Origin of the sequence: Variovorax sp. PMC12, assembly GCF_003019815.1 — a bacterium.
In the GTDB taxonomy this organism is placed as follows: Bacteria; Pseudomonadota; Gammaproteobacteria; order Burkholderiales; family Burkholderiaceae_C; genus Variovorax.
The window spans coordinates 331,370-351,126 of sequence record NZ_CP027774.1 but is presented as its reverse complement, the minus strand read 5'-3'; the positions used below and the strand labels follow the sequence as shown (position 1 = coordinate 351,126).

The window sequence follows — 19,757 nt, the reverse complement described above, 5'->3', positions numbered from 1 at the left end:
TCGAGCGCCGCGCAGAAGCACTCCCGGTGGATCACCTCCGCGCATGCATGTCATTTGGATTCGGGGGCCATCTGCGTGACGTCTCGGACACCCCACGCGGCTTTGCCGGGCGTCGACTGGAACCTTCCGGCCCATGCTAAAGGTGCATCGAGCGCCCAGGCCGACTGGCTTGCCCGGTTCGGGCTTTTTTCAAGGCGCTTGCAGCGCCTTGCTCAAACTGGGAGGGTACGTTCCGTTCCGTGCCGGGTTGTGGAATCACGTTTGTGGCAGCCATCGGTCGCGGGTGGCGCGGGAGTCTGAACGTTGCCGCATTCCTTTCCGCCCGCCGGCAGACGTTCTGGTGAAATGCCGGTCAGACCCGACTGGCCGTGATGTGAGCATCATTGGGATTTGAGCGCGTAGTGCGTCACAACGCCCAGGGCCATCCGCGCCAAGGACCTGCGCATGCGCTGATGAAGTGCTCTGGAACGGACACAAGACAGCAGCCTTCAGCGGCTCGTTTGCGAAGCTGCCCGTCAGCCCGAAAGCGCCGGCCGCCCGCTGTCGTGGTGCACCGCGGCCCGAGATGCGCGGGCCGCTTGTCTTCGGCCCAGTTGCTTGCGACGTAGCTTTTACCCTGGCGGCGCGCCGCCTCCCTGTTGTGGAGGCGGCCACGCGTCCGCAGCACACCCCTCTTGGTCCGTGCTAAAGGAATGGAGACGTGCGATGCACGTGGCCCGCTGCCCTACCCACTACTCGCCCCAATTCGATAAGTGTGCGCAAGCTAACTTTTAACAGTGCGGGTTAACTTGGCAAGACAGCCCGCTTCCGCACAAAGGCTCGTTCGCCCGCCAAATCCCAAAAGTACTCACAAAAGGGAACAGTGGAGACAACCGGGCGATGAGGACGTGCCCTTGGCGCGCTTGCCCAATACCTCTCACATTGCCCCGCGACAAAGAGGCTGAGCGCAACCCTCACGGCTTGCAGGAACAGCACGCTCGGCGACCGGCGCTGCCCAACGTCCCGCGCAGGGCGGCGAACCCTGACTCTGGCATCACGTGCTTCCCCCCTCGGCACACCGCGCATTTAAGGGGGCACGGTGGCACGCCGAGGGCCCCCTCGTAAATCCTTAATGCAAGCACCCACTTAGGAGTGGAAGCACATGCAGTGCCTCACCATACGCCTAACTACCTCGATGCAATGCGCTTAAGTGGATTGCGGCATCGGAAAAAATAGCAATTGAATCAAAGACTTAGCGCATACCTCGACATTCGTTTCTTCGAAATGGCTAAGGATCACCTAAAATTGACGTTGATGATTATGCAGAATCTAGACAGCTGGCCAAGCCGCCGAAGCCCGGGTGGCGCAAAGAAGATGACGCACGCCTGCTGCCGCAGCCGCGGCGCGTCAGCCTCCACCAGTCCTCCGGACCAACCTTTGCAACAGCGTGCGGCCGTGCGCTCGACGGCCCGAACACGGATGTCCTCGAGACCACCGTCGGCCTGGGGCCGAGCGCGCATTGCACGAGCAGCCGGCGGCGCCAAAATGCAGGGAGCGGGGCGATGACCCGCCATGACGCGCCGAGTGCCGCGGAACTGGCTCAGTTGGAAGACGGCGTGCTTGAGCGCCTGGCGCTCGACTGGCGTGCGAGTGCATCGCGCGGCGAAAAGCAGGCCTACGGGGTCGCCCACATGCTGGAGGTCGAACTGCGACGCCGCGTTCGCGGCAGGCGGGCCGAGCAGCAGCCGCCGCCCCCCGCGAGCGCCCCGCGGCCGTGGTGGCAGTTCTGGCAAGCACGACGGGCACCCGGTGTGCCGCGCTCCCCGTGAAAAAAACGACACCCCCGCGCAAGCTCCATCGGGGCCACTTCGCGTTCATGCGCGCGCTCGCTCAAGGGGTCGAGGAGCGCGCTGCCTGGGATCGCTACCTGCGCCTGGAGGGCGAGCACGTCGACCTGCGCACGGTGCGCCGCACCGTGGCCTGGATCCGGGACGCGTTCGCCGCCGCCGCGCGCCGTGAACAGAAGCCCGGCACCGCGCGCCTGATCCTGCTTGACGCCGAGCGCTTCACCGCGACACCGGCGCTGCCGAGCTTGGCCGAGTTTGCCCAGGCCCAGGGCATGGAGGACTTCTCGGAGGCCGAACAGATCGAGGCGTATGAAGCCGCCTTTCCACAGGGCGGCGGCGCCGCGGGACCGGCGCGCGCGCGGGGAGGCGCTCAGCCTTCGCGCCGCGCACGCGTCATCGAGCGCCAACTGGAGGCGCTGCACTGGCTCGAGAGCCTCGTCGCACAGGATCCACGCCCGGGCGACAGCGTGGCCGCCTGGCTGCATCCGGCGCTGGCCGAGAGGCTCGAACGCGCGGGCCTTGCGACGCTTTCCGCGCTGGTGCTGCACATCAACGACGCCGGCGCGCGCTGGTGGGCGAACGTCCCAGGCGTGGGCGAACACAAGGCCGCGCGCATCCTCGACTGGCTTCACGCCAATGAGCAGGTGCTGGGGCTGCGCATCGGCGTGCATGCGGCGCGCCGGCGCGCGCAGCTCGGCCCCGCCGCGCTGACCGAGGTGGTTCCGCCCGCCACGGCGCTGGTGCCCTACGAGAAATTCGTGCTGCCGCCTGGGCTGGACGGCCGTGCCGGGAGCGCCCGCGCGCCGAGGCAGGCGTGCCGACTCTCTGCGGCCAATGACCACGAGGCGATCGGCGCGTGGCTGCTCGCGAAGGGTGGCGGCGTCGCGAAGGAGCCCTTGTCGGCCACGCAGCGCTCGTACCGCAAGGAGGCCGAGCGGCTGCTGCTCTGGGCGGTGCTGGAGCGCGGCAAAGCCATGTCCTCGCTCACCCGCGAAGACGCGGCCGCCTATCGTGCCTTCCTTGCCCGGCCGCCCGTTGCCTGGTGCGGACCGCGACATCACCAGCGCTGGTCCCCGATGTGGCGGCCGCTTGAGGGCCCGCTGACGCCGGTGGCGCTGCGCCAGGCGCTGGTCATTCTCCGCAGCCTGTTCGCCTTCCTCACGTCCCAGGGCTATGTGACGGGCAATCCCTTCGACGAGACGCTTTTGCCCTCGCAGGCCGGGCAGCCGCTGGGCACCAACCGCACCCTGAGCTTCGCGCAGTGGGACCACATCGATGCGCGGTTGCGCTCACATGGGGACACCGAGGCCGGTCGACGGTTGCGCCGCGGCATGCACTGGCTGTATGCGACCGGGCTGCGCTTGGCCGAGATCGCTGGCGCCTGCTGCGGGGATCTGCGCCTACGACAGGACGCGACGCCGGGCGACGGTTCGGTGCCGCCCGTCTGGCTGCTGACGGTGACCGGCAGAGCAGGGGGGCGCCGCGAGGTTCCGGTGGCGCTGGCGCTGATCGAGGACCTGGAGGAAGAACTGGCGCGCCACGGCTTCGATCGACGGGTCGACGCACCCGCCAATCGCGACGTCCCCGTGCTGGCGCGTTTCGACACGGGGGCCGAGCATCCGGCCGCCTGGTCGTCCTCGGGGCTCTACCAGGCCATCAAGGCGTTCCTGGCGCGCGTCGCACAGGATCTCAATGCCTCCGACGCCGAACACCTGCGAAAGGCCAGCACGCACTGGCTGCGCCATACCCACGGCGCGCACGCCTTGCAGGGCAGGGCGGGGCAAGCACCGTTGCCACTGGCGGTGGTGCAGAACAACCTGGGTCACGCGTTGCCCAGCACGACCCGGATGTATGCCGCGAAGCGGCGACCCGCCTAGGCCGGGTCGTTCGTGCAGCGGCGACGAAGGCGCCCGACGCCGGGCACGGCACATCTTCAGTGTCTTAAGGCCCCGGGCCCACGGCGCCCTGCAGACATCTTCGAGCCGCCATGTTGCGCGGCATGCAAGGACGACGAATCCCGCCCGCCCCCCTTCGGGGGACAGGCCTGGACCGCGTCACGCCGCCACCGCATGCGGCTTCTTGCACGTGAAGCAGCAGTTGATTCGTCGCGTTCGTGAAGAAAGACTGAGCGTCCGATTTCCAACTTCCATTGCCATGTCATTCTTCCTTCTTCGATCGCTGGCCGTGCGCCTGCTGTGCCTTGTTGGAACGTTCGCCTGCGCCGGCGGCGTCCTTGCGCAACCGAGCGGCGCGGTGCGCGCCGAGCCTCCCCCGACGGGCACGTCGGGCATCCGCGCAGCGGACGTGAACTGGCCGACCCGGCCACTGCGCCTCGTCGTCGGTTTTGGTGGCGGCTCGTCTCCGGATTTTGTGGCTCGCGTGCTGGCCACGCCCATGGCGAAAGCGCTGGGCCAGCCGGTGATCGTCGAAAACCATGCCGGCGCCAGCGGCAACATCGCCGCGGACATCGTCGCTAAGTCCACCGACCGGCACACGGTCGGCATCCTCATCAACGGCAACATGACCATTGCCAGGATCCTCAACCCGTCGACGCCTTACGATCCGCAGAAGGACCTGGTGCCGCTGAGCATCATCTGCACGGCGCCCCTCGTGCTCGCCACGACAGCGCAGGTCTCGAAGGCTGATGCCCGCGGTTTCCTCGACGCGGCGCGTGTGGCCGGCGGCAGCTGGAGCTATGGCTCGCCCGGCATCGGCACGATCGGCCATCTCGGTATGGAACTCCTCAAGTCCCGCACCGGCATCGCCGCCGTGCACGTGCCCTACCAGGGCAATCCGCAGGTCATCACTGGCTTGATCGGGGGGCAGCTGCAGCTGGCGCTGCTCCCACCGGGCCTCGCCGACGAACAGATCAAGGCCGGAAAGCTGCGCGCGATCGGTGTGACCTCTGCGCGCCGCTCGCCGCTCGTACCGGACTATCCGAGTCTGCAGGAAGCGGGACTGCAGGATTTCGAGCTCGAGATCTGGACTGCAGCGGCAGCCCCTGCCAGCCTACCTGCTCCGATTGTCCAGCGCCTGAATCAGGTCCTGTCCGAAGTCATCCGATTGCCGGAGGTTCGCCAGAAGCTCTTCCAGCATGGTTATGAGGCGGTCGGCATCTCGGGCGAGACGCTGGTGCGGCGGGTGCGCGCGGACACGGCAGCACTGAGCCAGATCATCGCGAGCCAGGGCATCAAACTCGAGTAAGGAGAACCGGCATGAATTCAGCCACCTCAGTCACGCAACAGCGCGGTCCGGCTGACGAAGAAGCCCAGCAGATCCTGCAGTCGCTGCGCGACGAGCTCGACAACCTGGACGCTGCCCTGCTCGAGACCCTTCGGCAAAGGCTGGCCTGCTGCTGCAGGATCGGCCTGCACAAGCGAACCCACGCGATTCCGATGATGCAGCCCCACCGCATCGGCGTGGTGCAGCAACGCGCGGCGGCCTTTGCCGCGGAGCACGGCATGAGCCCTGCGTTCCTGCGCGCGCTTTTCGAGCTGATCATCACCGAAACCTGTCGGCTGGAGGATGAGATCATCGGCGCGCCCGCCGCATCAGCCTGACGTCGCGAGGCGCGGCCCGGAAAGGCGAACGTCGATCCAGGGTGGTTGTCAAATGTCATCCGAGCGTGCGCTCGGATCGTTGAGGGATGGCACCTGATATATGACGCATTCTTCGATGCCATTGCTTAGAAAGACCACCATGAAAACCAAGCAGTTCATCTCCGCCGGCATCCTCGCATTTGCCGGCATGGCCTTGTTGGCCCCAGGCATCGCCTCCGCCGCGCCCCGCCACCATCCCAAGCACAAGGTGTGCAAGTGGGACGCGCGCCATCACCACCGTGTGTGCCACTGGGTTCGCTGATCCACCAGGAAAAGCCCGCCCCGCCAAACTCAGGATGCCTCGCGAAGCGGGGCATTTTTTCATTCAGTCGAAAAGAGCTGCGGCTATCGTCGAAGCAAAGAACTGCAAGCCCGCATGAAAAGTACCGCCCCCCAGCTTGCGATCGTGGAAGAGCGGCGCACGCTCGGCTGGATCGATGCGCTGTTCCTGCTGATCCTGCTGGGCCTCCTGTGGAGCGCGCTGCACTTCGGCAAGGGCATGCTCGTGCACTTCGATCCGGCGGCGGTGCCGCAGATCGACAGCTCGCCGAGCCAGATTCCCTATTACGCGGGCCGCACGCTGATGCGCATGTGGATCGCGTTCGGCTTCTCGCTGTTCTTCGCCATTGCCACCGGCTACCTGGCGGCAAAGAACCGCACGGCGCGCGCCTTCATCCTGCCGGCCCTCGATGTGCTGCAGTCGGTGCCGGTGCTGGGCTTCCTGTCTGCCACCGTGGCGGGTTTCATGGCGCTGTTCCCCGGCAGCCTGCTGGGCGTCGAGTGCGCTGCCATCTTCGCCATCTTCACGGGACAGGTCTGGAACATGGCGTTCGGGTTCTATCACTCGATGGTGACCATTCCCAACGACATGCAGGAGGCGGCGTCGACCTACGGGCTCACGCGCGCGCAGCGCTTTCGCACCGTCGAGCTGCCGGCTTCGGCTCACAGCCTGATATGGAACTCCATGATGTCCTTCGGCGGTGGCTGGTTCTTCGTGGCGCAGAGCGAGGCCATCAGCGTGATGAACAAGGACATCAAGCTGCCGGGCCTGGGTTCCTACATGGCGCAGGCCATCGCGCAGGGCAACAACACGGCCGCCCTCTGGGCCGTGGTGGCCATGATCTTGCTGATCCTCGTGAGCGACCAGCTGGTCTGGCGCCCGCTGCTGGCGTGGGCCGACAAGTTCAAGATCGAACTGACCGAATCGGCGACGCCGGCAACCTCATGGGTCTACAACCTGCTGCGCGGCGCCTACCTGTTCACCTGGATCGGCGAGCGGCTCTGGCTGCCGCTGAAGGACCGGGTGTCGCGGGTGCCCAATCCGGCCGCGCGGGTTCCGGTGCGGCTCGGGGCCGGCGGGCAGAAGCTGCTCTGGCGCGCGGCCGGCATCGTGCTCGCCGTGTGGATCGGCTTCGAGATCCTCAGGGCTCTGGCGGCCGCCGTGGCGGCGCTGCACGGCGCGCTGACGCTGGCCGCCTTCGGACACATCGTCTGGCTCGGCGCGCTGACGGCCCTGCGCGTCGCCGCCATGACGGTGCTGGCCACGCTGATCTGGGTGCCGGTCGGCGTGTGGATCGGCTCGCAGCCGCGCGTGGCGCGGTTCGCCCAGCCGCTGGCGCAGATCGGCGCGTCGTTCCCGGTGAACATGACCTTCCCGATCGTCGTGGGCTTCTTCGTGGCCGCCCACGTCACGCTCGACTGGGGCAGCATCCTGCTCATCGCGATGGGCACGCAGTGGTACATCCTGTTCAACGTGATCGCGGGCGCCATGGCCATCCCCAACGACCTCAAGGAAGCGGCACGGGTCTACGGCCTGCGCGACTGGAACCTGTGGCGCACGCTGATCCTGCCGGCGATCTTTCCGTACTGGGTCACGGGCGCCTGCACGGCCGCCGGCGGGGCGTGGAACGCGAGCATCGTGGCTGAACTCGCCACCTGGGGCAGCACCACCCTGAAGGCCCAGGGCCTGGGCGCCTACATCGCCACCGTCACCCGGGAAGGAGACACGGCGCTGATCATCGCGAGCATCGGCGTGATGTCCATCTTCGTCGTGCTGATGAACAAGCTCATCTGGCGCCGCCTGTACGCCTTCGCCGAGCGCCGATTCAAGCTGGATTGAAAATGAACACAACCTCCCGTTCCCCCGCGCCGGCCAAGCCGGTGGCCGAGCTGTGCGCCGTCACCAAGACGTTCAGGACCGCCGGCAACCACGAACTCAAGGTGCTCGACAACATCGACCTCGCCGTCCACGAAGGCGAGTTCCTGGCGCTGCTGGGGCAGTCCGGTTCGGGCAAGTCGACCATCCTGCGCTGCCTCACCGGCCTGATCGCGCCGACCTCGGGCCGCGCGCTGGCCGGCGGCAGATCGCTCGACGGCGTGAATCCCGATGCCTCGGTCGTCTTCCAGACCTTCGCGCTCTACCCGTGGCTGACCGTGGAGCAGAACGTTGCGGTGGGCCTCATGTCGAAAAAGATCGGCCGCACCGAGCGCGACGCCGCGGTCAACCGCGCGATCGAACTGATCGGCCTGGGCAACTACCACGCGGCCTTCCCCCGCGAGCTGTCGGGCGGCATGCGCCAGCGGGTGGGCATCGCGCGGGCGCTGGTGTCCCGGCCCAGGCTGCTGTGCCTGGACGAGGCCTTCAGCGCGCTGGACGTGCTGACCGCGGAGAACCTGCGCCAGGAGCTGATCAGCCTGTGGCGCGGCCCGAACGGCGACCTCAGCTCGGTCTTCATGGTCACGCACAACATCGAGGAGGCCGTGGAGATGGCCACGCGTATCGTGGTCGTGTTCCCCCGGCCGGGGCGTGTCGGGCTCGTGCTGGAGAACAAGCTGCCGTACCCGCGGGACACCAAGCACCCCGAATTCCAGCGGCTGGTCAGCGTGATCCACGAGTCCATCACCACGATGACGCTGCCCGACCTGCCGCCCGAGGCGAGCGAGAAGGGCCAGCCGATCTCGCGCGCCCGCACGCGCATGGAGTCCATTCCGCTGGTGCCGGTGGGCCAGATCCTCGGGTTGATGAGCATCCTCAGCGACTCGCCGGACCTGTCCAACATCTACGACATCTCGGACGAGATCGGCAAGGAGTTCGGCGAGACGATCGCGATCCTCAAGGCGGCCGAGATCCTCGACCTCATCGACACGCCCCGCCAGGAAGTGCGTTTCACGGAACTGGGCCGCAAGTTCGTGGCCGCGGACCGCCTCGGCAAGCGCGCGATCTTCGAGGAGCAGGTCTTCAAGCTGCGGCTCTTCCACATCATCATCGCGCTGCTCAAGGAGTACGAGGAAGTCGAGGCCGAGCGCGTGATCAAGGACATCGGCAGCGCCTTGCCTTACGACAATCCCGAGAAGACCTTCGAGACCATGATCGCCTGGGGCCGCTACGCGGGCCTGATGGACTACAACGCGAAGACCGGCATGGTGTTCGTCCCGCAGAACGATGATTCGAGCGACGACGCCCACCTGCACGGCGTGAACTGAACGGCCCTCTATTCGTCCGGCCTCACAGGTCGAACCGCAGCTCGGCCGTGTAGGTGCGCTGCGGATACGGGTGGAAGTTCCAGTACTGGTAGTTGTTGGCGTTGTCGATGCCGAAGGCGGCCGACCACTGCTTGTCGATCTGGTAGCGCACGCGGAAGTCGACCGTGAAGTACTTGCTCGCGCCGAAGTAGGCGAAGGCGTTCACGTCGCTGTTGTCCAGGTTGGAGTACTGCCGGCCGCTGTAGCGCGCCGCGGCCGTGAACGACCAGCGCGCATCGGGCTTGTACGTGGCGTAGACGGTCGAGCGCCAGCGCGGCACGCGCGGCTGCCACTTGCCCACGGCGGCCGGAAACGCGGCGTCCGCCACCGTCTTCGAGTCGGCATAGGTCAGGCTGGCGCCCAGGTCGAGGCCCTTGATGAGCACGTTCTGCCCGGTGTAGGCGATCTCCACGCCGGTGGTGCGCACCTTGTCGATGTTCTGCACGCGCGAGACGGTGGAGTTGGGAATCAGCTGGCTGTACAGCGCGTTCTTCGTGGTCTCGTGGAACAGCGTGGCGCGCAGCAGGCCATTGCCCAGGTCCTTCTCGGCCGACAGTTCGCCGGTCCATGACTTCTCGGGCTTCAGCGTGGGGTCGTTGATGAAGGAGAGCGCGCCGCCCGAGGTGGCGCCGTAGAGCTCGCCGACTGTGGGGTAGCGCACGGCGCGGCCCACGGAGGCCTTGAGCACCGTGTCCTTGGTCAACTGGTAGGCCAGCGCGGCCTTGGGCGACACGTCGGATTCGCTGCGCGAGGCGTACGACTGCGCAGTGGCCGCCGTGGCCGTGAAGCCGTCCTTGGCCTCCCAGTGCTCGTAGCGCAGGCCCAGCACGGCCTTCCATTTCGGCGCGAACGACCAGGCGTCCTGCGCCCAGGCGCTGTAGGTTTCCGTGCGGCCGCCCACGTTGCTCACGGGCGTGAACGCCGCGCCGTCCTGCCAGTTGCCCAGCACATTGGTCTTCACGATGCCGAGCTTGTACGCATCGCGCCCCACGCCGAAGTCGACGATGTGCGCGCCGCCTGCGCCCTGCGGGCGCCAGGAGCCCTTGGCCGCCAGGGTGTTCCACCCGGTGCCGCCCTGGTCCTGTAGCGTGCCCGCGCCGCCGTAGGCCGCCAGCGGCAGCGCAGTGGTGGGCGCGCGCTGCGTGTCCTTCGAATAGTCGTAGAGGCTCGCGGCCAGCTCCCAGTCGAACACGCCCTGGGTGTTGCTCTTGACCGAGAGGCCGTGCATGTAGTGCGTGGCGCTGTCCGCGGTGAGGGGGAAGGCGGTGGGGGCCAGGTTGAAGCTGCGCCCGTTGATGTTCACCGGGCCGCTGTACACAGGCTGGCCCTGCGCATTCGTGAGGTAGCTGGCGGACTGCCCGTTCGCGGTGTTCTGCCACCAGCCGAGCGTGTAGGTGGCGCGCACCGTGGGCGAGAAGTCGTAGGCCAGCTTGAGCTTGGCGTGGTCCTGCAGCGTGTGGTACTGCGTGCCCGTGCCCAGGATGTACCAGGGCGTGTTGGTGGTGTTGAGGCCGCCGAGCGCGCCGTACACCGGCGTGCCCGCGCGCCCGGGCGTGCCGGAGGCGAGGGTGGCGGTGGTGAAGGTCAGCGGCTGGCCTTCGCTGTCGGTGCGGTTGATGTCGATCCACCAGGACCAGTCGCCGCTCCTGCTGCCCAGCGACGCACTGGTCTGCCAGCTGTTGAAGGTCTGGCGGGTGCTGTAGAGGTTGTTGGGCTGCGACGAGTAGCCGACCTTCACGTGCGCCTCCAGCTGCGTCGGCATGCGGGTGACGTAGTCGACCACCGCGCCGGCCGAGTTGCCGGGGTAGGCCGCCGAGAAGGGGCCGTACATCACGTCGACGCGCTCGATCTCCTCGGGCGTGACCAGGCCCCAGCGCGGCGCGAAGTTGGTGCCGTTGGCGATGCCGTTGCCCAGGTAGTTCGACAGCAGGATGCCGTCGGCGTAGACCGCCGAGCGCGCGCTGTTGCCCGTGCCCGAGGCGCGGGTGGACAGGATGGCGTGGTTGTAGTCGCCGATGTAGCGCTTGCGCACCAGCAGGCTCGGCAGGTACTTGAGCGCGTCCTCGCTGTCGGTGGCGTTGATGCGGGTCTCGATCTCCTCACGCGTGACGCCCTCGATGGTGGTGGGAATCTGCGTGGGCAGCGAGGTCGGCTGGCCGCCGGTGACGGTGACGACGCCGAGCGACTTGGTGCGCTCGGGGGTGTTGTCCACGTTGTCCGCGGCGGCTTCGGCGGCCGCGGCGCCTTGCGCGAAGGCGGGCACGGCCAGCCAGGGGAATGCCGCGCCGAGCGCGAGCGACAAAAGGGTCTTGTTCATGGAAAGCTCTCTTTCGGCGCCATGAAGGCGCCGACTCATTGCAGGGAAATGCGTTGCAGCGAGCGACGACTGCGCAAGGCCAAGGCCATGGACAGCGTCACGTGCGACGGAACCGAAAACGAGTCAGGAGAGCGAAGGAGGCCCGCGCGCGGGCAAGGGCGCGGCAGTGGCTGCGGCAATGCGCGCGGCCGGGATCGACTGCACGGCATGGCCCAGCGGCAGAATGCGGGGGAGGTCGATGGGCTGCGCCGCGGGCGGAGGCGCACCGGTCAGCATGCACATCGGGCAGTCCAGATGGCTGGCGCCGAGTTCGCGCGCGCCGTCGTCGGTCTGCACGATCACCTTGATGGCGCCGGCCGCCGAACACACGAGCTGCATCGACTGTGGCTGGACCATCGGCGACGCGATCGCCACCCCCAGCGACAGCACGAACCACGCCAGCACGAAGCGGACGAGTTGGCGGGCATGGCGCAGGGCGGGCATGGGGCGATTATGTGCGCACTGCCCCTGGTCCGCGCCACCGGCTCTCACCGGTATGATCCCCCCGCCTCGCCATGCAGCTTCGTCCTCTCCATCTCCAACGCCTCCTTCGGCTTCTGTTGCTGGCCGTGTTCTTCAACGCGGCCATCGGCATGCCGTTGCACGAAGCCGGGCATCTGCGCCAGGCAATGGCAGGTGTGGAGCAGGAAGCCGCGCTCGAAGCCCGCGCGGATGCCGAGTCTCTCGGGCACACCGAAGAAGCTCACGGCCTGTGCGAGTGGTGCCTTGCCCATGTGCACCACGCCACTGCGCCCGCTCAGCGGCTGGCCGCGCTCGAAGTGGCGTTTGCCTTGGCACTTCCACGTGCGCCGCCCGCGCTGGCCTTCGTGCCCGATCCGGGCCGCTGGCCCTTCGCCTCGCGCGATCCTCCGTACACATCGACCTGACATTCCGCCGCACCGCCCCAGCGGGGCTGTGACGCGTTCATTTCTTTATCTTGCTGCCGGGCCCGTCGAAGGCGCGGCGGCACTGTCTCGTCGAGTGCCACTCATGATCGTCATTCTTTGCGAACGCGCGCGCAAACGCGTTCCCCTGTTCCGCCGCCTTCCTCTTGCGCTGTCCGTCTCGGCGCTGTTTGCCGGACCGGCCATCGCCCAGTCTTCCGATGCCGCTGTCGAGGGCCAGCTGAAACCCATCGAAGTGGTCGGCCGCGGCGAGTCGGGCACACACCAGGCCGAAGAAGCCGCCGGGGCCAAGACGGACCTGCCGCTGCGCGAGCTGCCGCAATCGGTGCGCATCGTCACGCGCCAGACCATCGACGACCTGGGTGCCACCAAGCTCGATGACGTGCTGGACTACGTCGGCGGCGTCTCGCGCCAGAACAACTACGGCGGCCTCTGGGACAACATCGCCATCCGCGGTCTGCCCGGCAATGAGAGCACCGGGATGGCGACGCTGCTCAACGGCTTTTCCGCGAACCGGGGGTTCAACGCGCCGCGCGATCTGGCGGGTGTGGAGCGCATCGAGTTCCTCAAAGGCACCGCGGCTGCGCTTTACGGCAGCAGCGAACCCGGCGGCACGCTGAACATCGTGTCCAAGCGTCCGTTGTGGACGGCCGCGAATTCGGTCGAGGCCTACGCCGGGAGCCACGGCCTCAGGCGTGGCGCCTTCGACAGCACCGGCCCGATCGGCAAGAACTTCGCCTACCGGCTCAACGTGGCGGTGGAAGACCGCAACAGCTTCCGCGACTTCGTCAGCGCCAAACGCGAAGTCGTCGCGCCAGCCTTCACCTGGAAGCTCGGACGCGACACGGTGCTGGAATACGCGGGCGAATACCTGCGGCATGCCACGCCGCTGGACCGCGGCGTGGTGGCGGTCGACAACCGCCTGGGCGCCATTCCACGCAGCCGCTTCCTCGGCGAACCGGCCGATGGCGACATGACCGTCAAGAACCAGACGCACCAGTTCATCCTGTCCCATGAATGGAACTCGACGTGGCGCAGCCGGGTGGGCCTGTCGTACCGCGAGACTTCGCTCGAGGGCTTCTCCACCGAGCCGACTGCGCTGCTGGCCAACGGCAACCTCGCACGGCAGCGCCGCTACCGCGACTACAGCTCGAACGACATCGCACTGCAGGCCGAACTTCAGGGCAACGTGAAGACCGGCGCCATCGAGCACGAGCTCCTGTTCGGCGTGGAGAGCTTCCGCTTCGACATGGACGCCCTGATGCTGCGCGTGAATCCGAGCACTGCCCGGCCGTACGCGATCAACATCTACAACCCCGTCTACGGCCAGTTCCAGCCGGTGCCCACGGCCAACACCGACACGCTGGAACACCAGAACAGCAACGCGTTCTATGTGCAGGACGCGATCAAGCTTTCGCCGGAATGGCGGCTCGTCGCGGGCGTGCGCGCCGACAACTACCGCCAGTCGCTGCTCGATCGCAGAAACGGCACCACGGCCAGCCAGGGACCTTCGTCGACCTCGCCGCGCATCGGTGTGAGCTGGCTGCCGACGCCGCAGTGGACTTTCTACGCCAACGCGGGCCGTTCGTTCAGGCCGAACACAGGCTCCGATTTCGCCTCGAACGGCTTTGTGCCCGAGACGGGCCGCGCGCTGGAGCTCGGCACCAAGTGGGAGAGTGCGGACCAGCGCATGGGCGCCACCGCGGCGCTCTTCGACATCCGCAAGCGCAACGTGCTGACCTCCGATCCGGTGAACACCGGCTATTCGGTGGCGGCGGGAGAAATCCGCAGCCGGGGCCTGGAGTTCGACTTCTCGGGCCAGGTCGCGAGGAACTGGCGCGTCAATGCCAGCCTGGTACTCAACGACGTGGAGATCACGAAGGACAACACGCTGGAAGTCGGCGGCCGGCTGCTCAATGTCCCGCGGGTCAACGGCAGCGTGCTCGCGGTCTACGAGGACGGCTTCTCCAACGGCCAACGCTATGGCATCGGCGGCGGCTTCACCCACATGGGCAAGCGGCTGGGCCAGGCTCGCACGCAGGCTGAGGCGAATGCGGGACCGCCCGCGTTCGACCTGCCGGCCTACACCACCGCCAAGCTGGTTGCGTACTGGCGCCTCAACCCCACGCTGCGCGTGACGCTCGATGTCGACAACCTGTTCGACAGGACCTACTACGCCAGTTCGTACAGCCGCGTCTGGGTCACGCCAGGCATATCGCGCACCATCACCGTCGGCCTGCAGGCCAAGTTCTGAGATGACACAGCCATTCGTTTTGACGCGCCGCCGGGCGCTCCAGCTAGGTGCGGTCGGCCCGGCCGTCGCCGCATCGACCGCGTTGCAGGCACAACCGGCCCGAGCGCCGCTGCAGATCGTCGGTCCCTGGGAAATAGGCGGTCTTGCGCCCGCCAACAGCGGTTACGTCTTCACCCGCATGCAGATCACCGAGACGCTGATGGAGGCCGGCGACGACGGCACCCCGCTGCCGGGCCTGGCCGAGCGCTGGCGCGTGTCGGCCGACGGCCTAGTGTGGCATTTCACACTGCGTTCCGCGGCGCGCTTTCATGACGGCACGCCAGTCACGGCGGCCGCGGTCGTGCGCTGCCTGCAGGCGGCGCGCGTGGCGCCGGCGCTGTTGAGCCTGGCGCCGATCAGATCCCTCGAGGCCGATGGCTCTGGCGTCGTCGTGGTCAGGCTCGCATCGCCTCATGGCGGATTGCCTGCGCTGCTGGCACACAGCAGCACGATGGTGCTCGCGCCCTCGAGCTACGGCTCCGGCGGCGAGGTCAAGGCCGTCCTCGGCAGCGGCCCCTACCGCGTGGTGTCGCTCGCACCCCCGCAGCAAGTGGAGGCGGCCGTGTTCGAAGGCTATGACGGCGCCAGACCTGCCGTGGAGCGCGTGCGCTACCTGACGGTCGGTCGCTCCGAAACCCGCGCGCTGATGGCCGAGGGTGGGCAGGCCGACCTGGCCTATGGCCTTGACCCGGCCAGCCTCGTGCGCCTGCGCAAGCGCGGCCGGGTGCGCGTCGATACGGTCACGCTGCCGCGCACCGCGATCCTCAAGGTCAACGCGGGCCTCCCGGCGTTGAAGGATCGACGCGTGCGTCAGGCGCTGAGCCTGTGCATCGATCGGGCCGGGATTGCGAAGGCATTGCTGCGCGACCCTGAGCTCTCGGCAACGCAGCTCTTTCCGCCCACGCTCAAGGCGTGGCACGACCCCACGCTGCCGCCGCTGATTCATGACCCGGGCTCCGCCGCGAGACTTCTGGCCGAGGCCGGCTGGCGCCGGGCGGCCGACGGACTGCGCGACGCTTCGGGCCGGCCATTGCAACTGTCGCTGCGAACCTTTCCCGACCGACCCGAGCTCCCTGTCATCGCTTCGGCGCTGCAGGAGCAGTGGCGCCAGGCCGGCATCGCGGTTCAGGTCAATGTCGGCAATTCGGGCGACATTCCGCTGGGCCACCGCGACGGCAGCCTGCAATTGGGCCTGGCCGCGCGCAACTACTGCACCGTGCCCGACCCGACAGGGACGCTGATGCAGGATTTCACCGCCGCTGGCGGCGACTGGGGCGCGATGGGCTGGCGCAGCGATGCGCTGGTCCAGGCGCTGTCCGAGCTGTCGCGCAGCACGTCGTCGGCAGAGCGCGCGGCCGCGCTGCGTGCTCGGGTCACAGCGGTGCTCCAAGCCGAGTTGCCGGTGATCCCGGTCACCTGGTATCGCCAGCAGGTCGCGGTCAGCGGGCGTGTCACCGGCGTCAGCCTCGATCCGTTGGAGCGTTCCTACCGGCTCAGCGCGATGAGGTGGAGCGCATGAGCGGGAAACGCACAGCCTGGGGGGGCATCCTGCTGCGCCGTGCCGTTCAGATCGTCGCGCTGGGCCTGCTGGTGGGCACGGTGTGCTTCTTCATGGCACGTTCGCTGCCGGGCGACATGGCCACCCGCATCGCGGCGGGACGCTACGGCTACGACCTCGTGAGCAACGCGGCGGCCGATGCCGTGCGCATCGAGCTCGGGCTCGACCGGCCCTTGTGGCTCGCGCTGCTGCAGTGGTGGGGAGAAATCGCACGCCTCGATCTCGGCACTTCGCTGGTCACCGGCAATTCGGTCTGGAGTGAAGTGGTGCATCAACTGGGCGCCACCATCGACCTGGCGGTCGCTTCCTTGGCCGTCGCGGTCGTCGTCGGCTTGCCGCTGGGCACCTGGTCCGGACTGCATGCGGGCGGCTGTATCGACCGGCTCACGCTGGCGCTGGCGGTGGTGCTGCGCGCGGTGCCGCCCTTCCTGCTCGCCGTGTTGCTGATGGTGCTGGTCGCGGTGCGGCTCGGGGCGTTGCCGGTGGCGGGCGACCACCACGTGGGCAGCGTGCTCCTGCCGGCGCTCACGTTGGGCCTGGGCCTGGCCGCGGGGCTTGCTCGCGTGACCCGGGCCGCGATGCGCGAGGCGGCCGCTTCTCCATCCTTCGAGTTCGCCCGCACCAAGGGGCTGTCGGACCGGCAGGCGCTGGTGCGCCACGGCCTGCGCCAGGCCGCCGCGCCGGTGGTGGCCTATCTCGGTGTGCACGCTGTGTTCCTGGTCGAAGGCGCCGTCGTGGTCGAGACCTTGTTCGCCTGGCCCGGGATCGGTCATGCACTGGTGCATGCGGTGTTCGGTCGCGACGTGCCGATGATCCAGGGGGCTGCGCTGTGCATGGGCCTGCTGTTCGTGGTGTTCAACCTGCTGGTGGATGCGGGTTGCCTCGCGCTTGATCCGCGCCGGCGCAGGGGGGAGGCGGCATGAACGGCAGTCTGCTCGACGCATCCGCGCTCACCGGGCGGAGGTCGCGGCGCGCGGCGACGCGCCGTCGCACGGGCTTCTGCATCCTCGCATCGGTGGCGGTGTTTTCGCTGTTCGGGCCGGCCGTGATCGGCATCGACCCGGCCCGCCAGACGCTCGCCGACACGCTGCTGCCGCCGGGCGCGGCCCACTGGCTGGGCACCGACGTGCTGGGCCGCAGCGTGCTTGCGCGCCTGGCACACGCGGCCCGGCTCTCACTCGGTCTCGCATTGCTGGCCGCAGTGACCGCGGCCATTCCCGGCGTGCTGCTGGGCGTTGTTGCCAGCTGGCGCCGCGGGCGCATCGAACGCGGGCTGGTCATGCTGGCCGATGCGGTGCTCTCGGTGCCAGGCCTGCTGCTGGTGCTGCTGTTCGCCGCACTGGCGCCGGGACGCTACTGGGCGCTCTACATCGGCCTCTCGCTGTCGCTGTGGGTCGAGTACTTTCGCGTCGCTCGCGCGGCGAGCCGGCCGGTGCTCGCGGGTGATGCGGTGCAGGCTTCGCGCCTGTTGGGCTTCGGGCCGGGCTATGTCCTGCGCAGGCATCTGCTGCCGGCACTCGCACCGGTGTTGGGCACCTTGCTGGCCTTCAGCGCCGCACAGGCCGTGCTGGCGCTGGCCGCGTTGGGCTTCATCGGCGTGGGGCTGCAGCCACCGACGCCTGAACTGGGACTGATGATGATTGAATTCCTTCCCCACTACGAGGAAGCGCCATGGCTCATCGCGGCGCCGGTGGCGCTGTTGATGCTGCTGGTGTTCGGGATGATGCTGCTCGTTTCGGAGGGGGAACCGGCATGACCACTTCTTCCGTCCTGCTCGCTGTCGAGAATCTTGGTGTGCACGCCGGCGCCAGGCCGCTGCTGCGCGACGTGTCCTTCAGCCTGCGCCCCGGCGAAGTGCTCACGCTGCTCGGTGAAAGCGGTGCCGGCAAATCGCTGCTGGCTCAGGCCGTGATGGGAAACCTTCCCGCGGCGTTGCGCGCTGGAGGCAGGGTCTTGCTGGACGGCGTCGAAAGCCGTGCCGAGGAGGTCAGGGCGCGTCGGTCGCTTTGGGGACGCACGCTCGCATTGCTGCCGCAGGAGCCCGCTCTGGCGCTGGATCCGCTGATGCGCATCGCGCCCCAGTTGTCCGAAACGCACGAACTGGTTCGTGGCGCCGCCTTCGAGGAGGCCGAGGCGGCGGCCGCGAGAGACCTCGATGCCGCGGGTCTGGCCGCCTCGGCGCGGCGCTATGCGTGGGAGTTGTCCGGCGGCATGGCGCAGCGCGCCGCCGCAACCGTTGCCTGTGCTGGCGGCGCACGCGTACTCCTGGCGGACGAACCCACCAAGGGTCTGGATGCGCATTGGCGCGACCATACTGTGGCGATGCTTCAGTCGGTGCAGCGCAGCGGCGGCTGCGTCGTGGTCATCACGCATGACCTGCGCGTTGCGCGGGCGCTGGGCGGACAGCTGATCGTGCTGCGCGCGGGCGAAGTGGTCGAACAGGGCGACGCCCAAACTGTCCTCGCGAGCCCGCGGCATGCGTACACGCGGCGGCTCGTTGCGGCCGAGCCGGCCCATTGGCCACGGAGGGCGACGGTCGCGACAGGTGCACCGGTGCTGAGCGCGCAAGGCCTGTCGAAGGGCTTTGGCGGCAAGCCGCTGTTCGACGGGCTCGACCTGCAGATCCATGCCGGTGACCGCTTCGTGTTGCAGGGCCCCAGCGGCACGGGAAAGAGCACGCTGGGCAATGTGCTGCTGGGCCTGCTGCCGGCCGATCGGGGCGTGGTGCGGCGTGCCGAAGGCCTGTCCTCGACCGCCTTCCAGAAGCTCTACCAGGACCCGGTCGGGTCTTTCGCGCCCAGCGTCAGCCTGGAGAGTTCGCTGCGGGATGTGGCCGCGCGCCATCGCTGCGCCTGGCCGGGTGTGCTGCAGCAGCTCGAACGGCTGGGCGTACCCGCGGATTTGCTGGGGCGTCGGCCCGCGGAGGTGTCCGGCGGCGAACTGCAGCGCGTCGCGCTTGCACGCGTACTCACGGTGCGGCCCGCCCTGGTGTTTGCTGATGAACCGACCTCACGGCTGGATCCTTTGTCGCAGCAGGAGGCCATGGACGTGCTCCTCGATGCGCTGGACGAGCGCGGCGCCGCGTTGATGCTGGTGACGCACGACGAAGACATTGCGGATGCCGTGGGAACGACCCGGTGGAGATTCGTGCAGACCTGAGTCCCTGGCCGAAAAAAAAGCGACGAGTCGACCTGTCCCGGGTCATGTGGAGCAGGCCGCCGTCACTTCACGATCACGACGGGCTGCTTTGCGTTCGCGAGCACGCGCTGCGCCACGGAGCCAAGCAGCAGATCCGCCAGCGCGCCACGGCCCTTCGAGCCCAGCACGATCATGTCGAAGCCGCCGGCGGTCGCGCAGTCGATGATCTCCTGGGCCACGTGGCCGGTGCGGATCTCCATGTCGTAGCCGATGCCGTCGTCCTTCAGCAGCTTGCGGGCAGGCCTGAGTTCCTTTTCGCTGAGTTCGCGCAGATAGTCCGCGACTTCCGCCTTCCCGACGAAAGCCCTGGCATGGCGCAGGCCGGTGTCGTCATGCACGCTGACCAGCGTGATCTTGTTCGAACTGGTGCGCAGCAGGTGCGCAAGCTTGGCCGCGTATTTCACCGCGCGAAGCGAGTTCTTGGATCCGTCGACCGCGACGAGTAGCTTCATGGTTTGGGCTCAATTGATTTTGGGTTCAAGGAGCCTATCGCGTGCGCG

General features: G+C 67.9%; 16 protein-coding genes. 13 read left to right on the top strand and 3 right to left on the bottom strand.

Going from position 1 to position 19,757, the window contains the following annotated elements; genetic code table 11:
• Nucleotides 1-1,541 precede the first annotated feature (1,541 nt).
• From C4F17_RS29090 to C4F17_RS29065, 7 genes are all read left to right on the top strand, one after another.
• Nucleotides 1,542-1,808, top strand: coding sequence for a hypothetical protein (locus C4F17_RS29090; RefSeq protein ID WP_106937941.1), 267 nt, complete (start codon nt 1,542-1,544; stop codon nt 1,806-1,808).
• 47 nt (nt 1,809-1,855) lie between these two features.
• Nucleotides 1,856-3,703, top strand: a complete 1,848-nt coding sequence (locus C4F17_RS29085) for a phage integrase family protein (RefSeq protein WP_106937940.1) — start codon at nt 1,856-1,858, stop codon at nt 3,701-3,703.
• Nucleotides 3,704-3,980: 277 nt separating this feature from the next.
• Entirely contained in the window at nt 3,981-5,030 is a 1,050-nt protein-coding gene (locus C4F17_RS29080; RefSeq protein ID WP_106937939.1) for a Bug family tripartite tricarboxylate transporter substrate binding protein, read from the top strand.
• Between the two features lie 11 nt (nt 5,031-5,041).
• On the top strand, nt 5,042-5,386 hold the full coding sequence (locus tag C4F17_RS29075) for a chorismate mutase family protein (RefSeq protein WP_081271052.1): 345 nt from the start codon (nt 5,042-5,044) through the stop codon (nt 5,384-5,386).
• 139 nt (nt 5,387-5,525) lie between these two features.
• On the top strand, nt 5,526-5,687 hold the full coding sequence (locus C4F17_RS33235; protein ID WP_172839956.1) for an HHHH-motif protein: 162 nt from the start codon (nt 5,526-5,528) through the stop codon (nt 5,685-5,687).
• 114 nt (nt 5,688-5,801) lie between these two features.
• Complete coding sequence (locus C4F17_RS29070; RefSeq protein ID WP_081271051.1) at nt 5,802-7,544, top strand: ABC transporter permease; 1,743 nt, start codon at nt 5,802-5,804, stop codon at nt 7,542-7,544.
• A 2-nt stretch (nt 7,545-7,546) separates the two neighbouring features.
• Entirely contained in the window at nt 7,547-8,908 is a 1,362-nt protein-coding gene (locus C4F17_RS29065; protein WP_106937938.1) for an ABC transporter ATP-binding protein, read from the top strand.
• 22 nt (nt 8,909-8,930) lie between these two features.
• Here the strand turns inward: C4F17_RS29065 and C4F17_RS29060 are convergent, their stop codons facing one another.
• On the bottom strand, nt 8,931-11,264 hold the full coding sequence (locus tag C4F17_RS29060; protein WP_106937937.1) for a TonB-dependent receptor: 2,334 nt from the start codon (nt 11,262-11,264) through the stop codon (nt 8,931-8,933).
• A 123-nt stretch (nt 11,265-11,387) separates the two neighbouring features.
• Nucleotides 11,388-11,747 carry a DUF2946 family protein gene (locus C4F17_RS29055; RefSeq protein ID WP_106937936.1) on the bottom strand — a complete coding sequence of 120 codons (360 nt, stop codon included), beginning with the start codon at nt 11,745-11,747 and terminating at the stop codon, nt 11,388-11,390.
• Nucleotides 11,748-11,818: 71 nt separating this feature from the next.
• Here C4F17_RS29055 and C4F17_RS29050 point away from each other — a divergent pair, with 71 nt between their 5' ends.
• From C4F17_RS29050 to C4F17_RS29025, 6 genes are all read left to right on the top strand, one after another.
• Nucleotides 11,819-12,190 carry a DUF2946 family protein gene (locus C4F17_RS29050; RefSeq protein WP_106937935.1) on the top strand — a complete coding sequence of 124 codons (372 nt, stop codon included), beginning with the start codon at nt 11,819-11,821 and terminating at the stop codon, nt 12,188-12,190.
• A gap of 103 nt (nt 12,191-12,293) precedes the next feature.
• Nucleotides 12,294-14,462 (top strand): TonB-dependent siderophore receptor, encoded by a 2,169-nt coding sequence (locus tag C4F17_RS29045; protein WP_106937934.1) that lies wholly within the window; start codon nt 12,294-12,296, stop codon nt 14,460-14,462.
• 1 nt (nt 14,463) lies between these two features.
• A complete protein-coding gene (locus tag C4F17_RS29040) occupies nt 14,464-16,020 on the top strand; it encodes an ABC transporter substrate-binding protein (protein ID WP_106937933.1) in 1,557 nt (518 codons plus the stop codon).
• Nucleotides 16,017-16,982, top strand: coding sequence for an ABC transporter permease (locus tag C4F17_RS29035; protein ID WP_106938497.1), 966 nt, complete (start codon nt 16,017-16,019; stop codon nt 16,980-16,982). Before C4F17_RS29040 ends, C4F17_RS29035 begins: the two co-directional genes overlap by 4 nt.
• Nucleotides 16,979-17,815 (top strand): ABC transporter permease, encoded by an 837-nt coding sequence (locus C4F17_RS29030; protein ID WP_106937932.1) that lies wholly within the window; start codon nt 16,979-16,981, stop codon nt 17,813-17,815. The genes C4F17_RS29035 and C4F17_RS29030 overlap by 4 nt, the downstream gene beginning before the upstream one ends.
• Entirely contained in the window at nt 17,812-19,218 is a 1,407-nt protein-coding gene (locus tag C4F17_RS29025; protein WP_106937931.1) for an ABC transporter ATP-binding protein, read from the top strand. Before C4F17_RS29030 ends, C4F17_RS29025 begins: the two co-directional genes overlap by 4 nt.
• 62 nt (nt 19,219-19,280) lie before the next feature.
• Here C4F17_RS29025 and C4F17_RS29020 read toward each other — a convergent pair whose 3' ends face one another.
• Nucleotides 19,281-19,709: a universal stress protein gene (locus tag C4F17_RS29020; protein ID WP_106937930.1), complete on the bottom strand. Its 429-nt coding sequence runs from the start codon at nt 19,707-19,709 to the stop codon at nt 19,281-19,283.
• Between the last annotated feature and the right edge of the window lie 48 nt (nt 19,710-19,757).

Excerpts from the sequence above, each read along its gene's own strand:
- C4F17_RS33235 (WP_172839956.1), top strand. The coding sequence starts at position 5,526 with ATGAAAACCAAGCAGTTCATCTCCGCCGGCATCCTCGCATTTGCCGGC.
- C4F17_RS29075 (WP_081271052.1), top strand. The coding sequence starts at position 5,042 with ATGAATTCAGCCACCTCAGTCACGCAACAGCGCGGTCCGGCTGACGAA.
- C4F17_RS29060 (WP_106937937.1), bottom strand. The coding sequence starts at position 11,264 with ATGAACAAGACCCTTTTGTCGCTCGCGCTCGGCGCGGCATTCCCCTGG.
- C4F17_RS29035 (WP_106938497.1), top strand. The coding sequence starts at position 16,017 with ATGAGCGGGAAACGCACAGCCTGGGGGGGCATCCTGCTGCGCCGTGCC.
- C4F17_RS29030 (WP_106937932.1), top strand. The coding sequence starts at position 16,979 with ATGAACGGCAGTCTGCTCGACGCATCCGCGCTCACCGGGCGGAGGTCG.
- C4F17_RS29040 (WP_106937933.1), top strand. The coding sequence starts at position 14,464 with ATGACACAGCCATTCGTTTTGACGCGCCGCCGGGCGCTCCAGCTAGGT.
- C4F17_RS29025 (WP_106937931.1), top strand. The coding sequence starts at position 17,812 with ATGACCACTTCTTCCGTCCTGCTCGCTGTCGAGAATCTTGGTGTGCAC.
- C4F17_RS29080 (WP_106937939.1), top strand. The coding sequence starts at position 3,981 with ATGTCATTCTTCCTTCTTCGATCGCTGGCCGTGCGCCTGCTGTGCCTT.
- C4F17_RS29020 (WP_106937930.1), bottom strand. The coding sequence starts at position 19,709 with ATGAAGCTACTCGTCGCGGTCGACGGATCCAAGAACTCGCTTCGCGCG.
- C4F17_RS29045 (WP_106937934.1), top strand. The coding sequence starts at position 12,294 with ATGATCGTCATTCTTTGCGAACGCGCGCGCAAACGCGTTCCCCTGTTC.
- C4F17_RS29070 (WP_081271051.1), top strand. The coding sequence starts at position 5,802 with ATGAAAAGTACCGCCCCCCAGCTTGCGATCGTGGAAGAGCGGCGCACG.
- C4F17_RS29090 (WP_106937941.1), top strand. The coding sequence starts at position 1,542 with ATGACCCGCCATGACGCGCCGAGTGCCGCGGAACTGGCTCAGTTGGAA.
- C4F17_RS29065 (WP_106937938.1), top strand. The coding sequence starts at position 7,547 with ATGAACACAACCTCCCGTTCCCCCGCGCCGGCCAAGCCGGTGGCCGAG.
- C4F17_RS29055 (WP_106937936.1), bottom strand. The coding sequence starts at position 11,747 with ATGCCCGCCCTGCGCCATGCCCGCCAACTCGTCCGCTTCGTGCTGGCG.
- C4F17_RS29050 (WP_106937935.1), top strand. The coding sequence starts at position 11,819 with ATGCAGCTTCGTCCTCTCCATCTCCAACGCCTCCTTCGGCTTCTGTTG.
- C4F17_RS29085 (WP_106937940.1), top strand. The coding sequence starts at position 1,856 with ATGCGCGCGCTCGCTCAAGGGGTCGAGGAGCGCGCTGCCTGGGATCGC.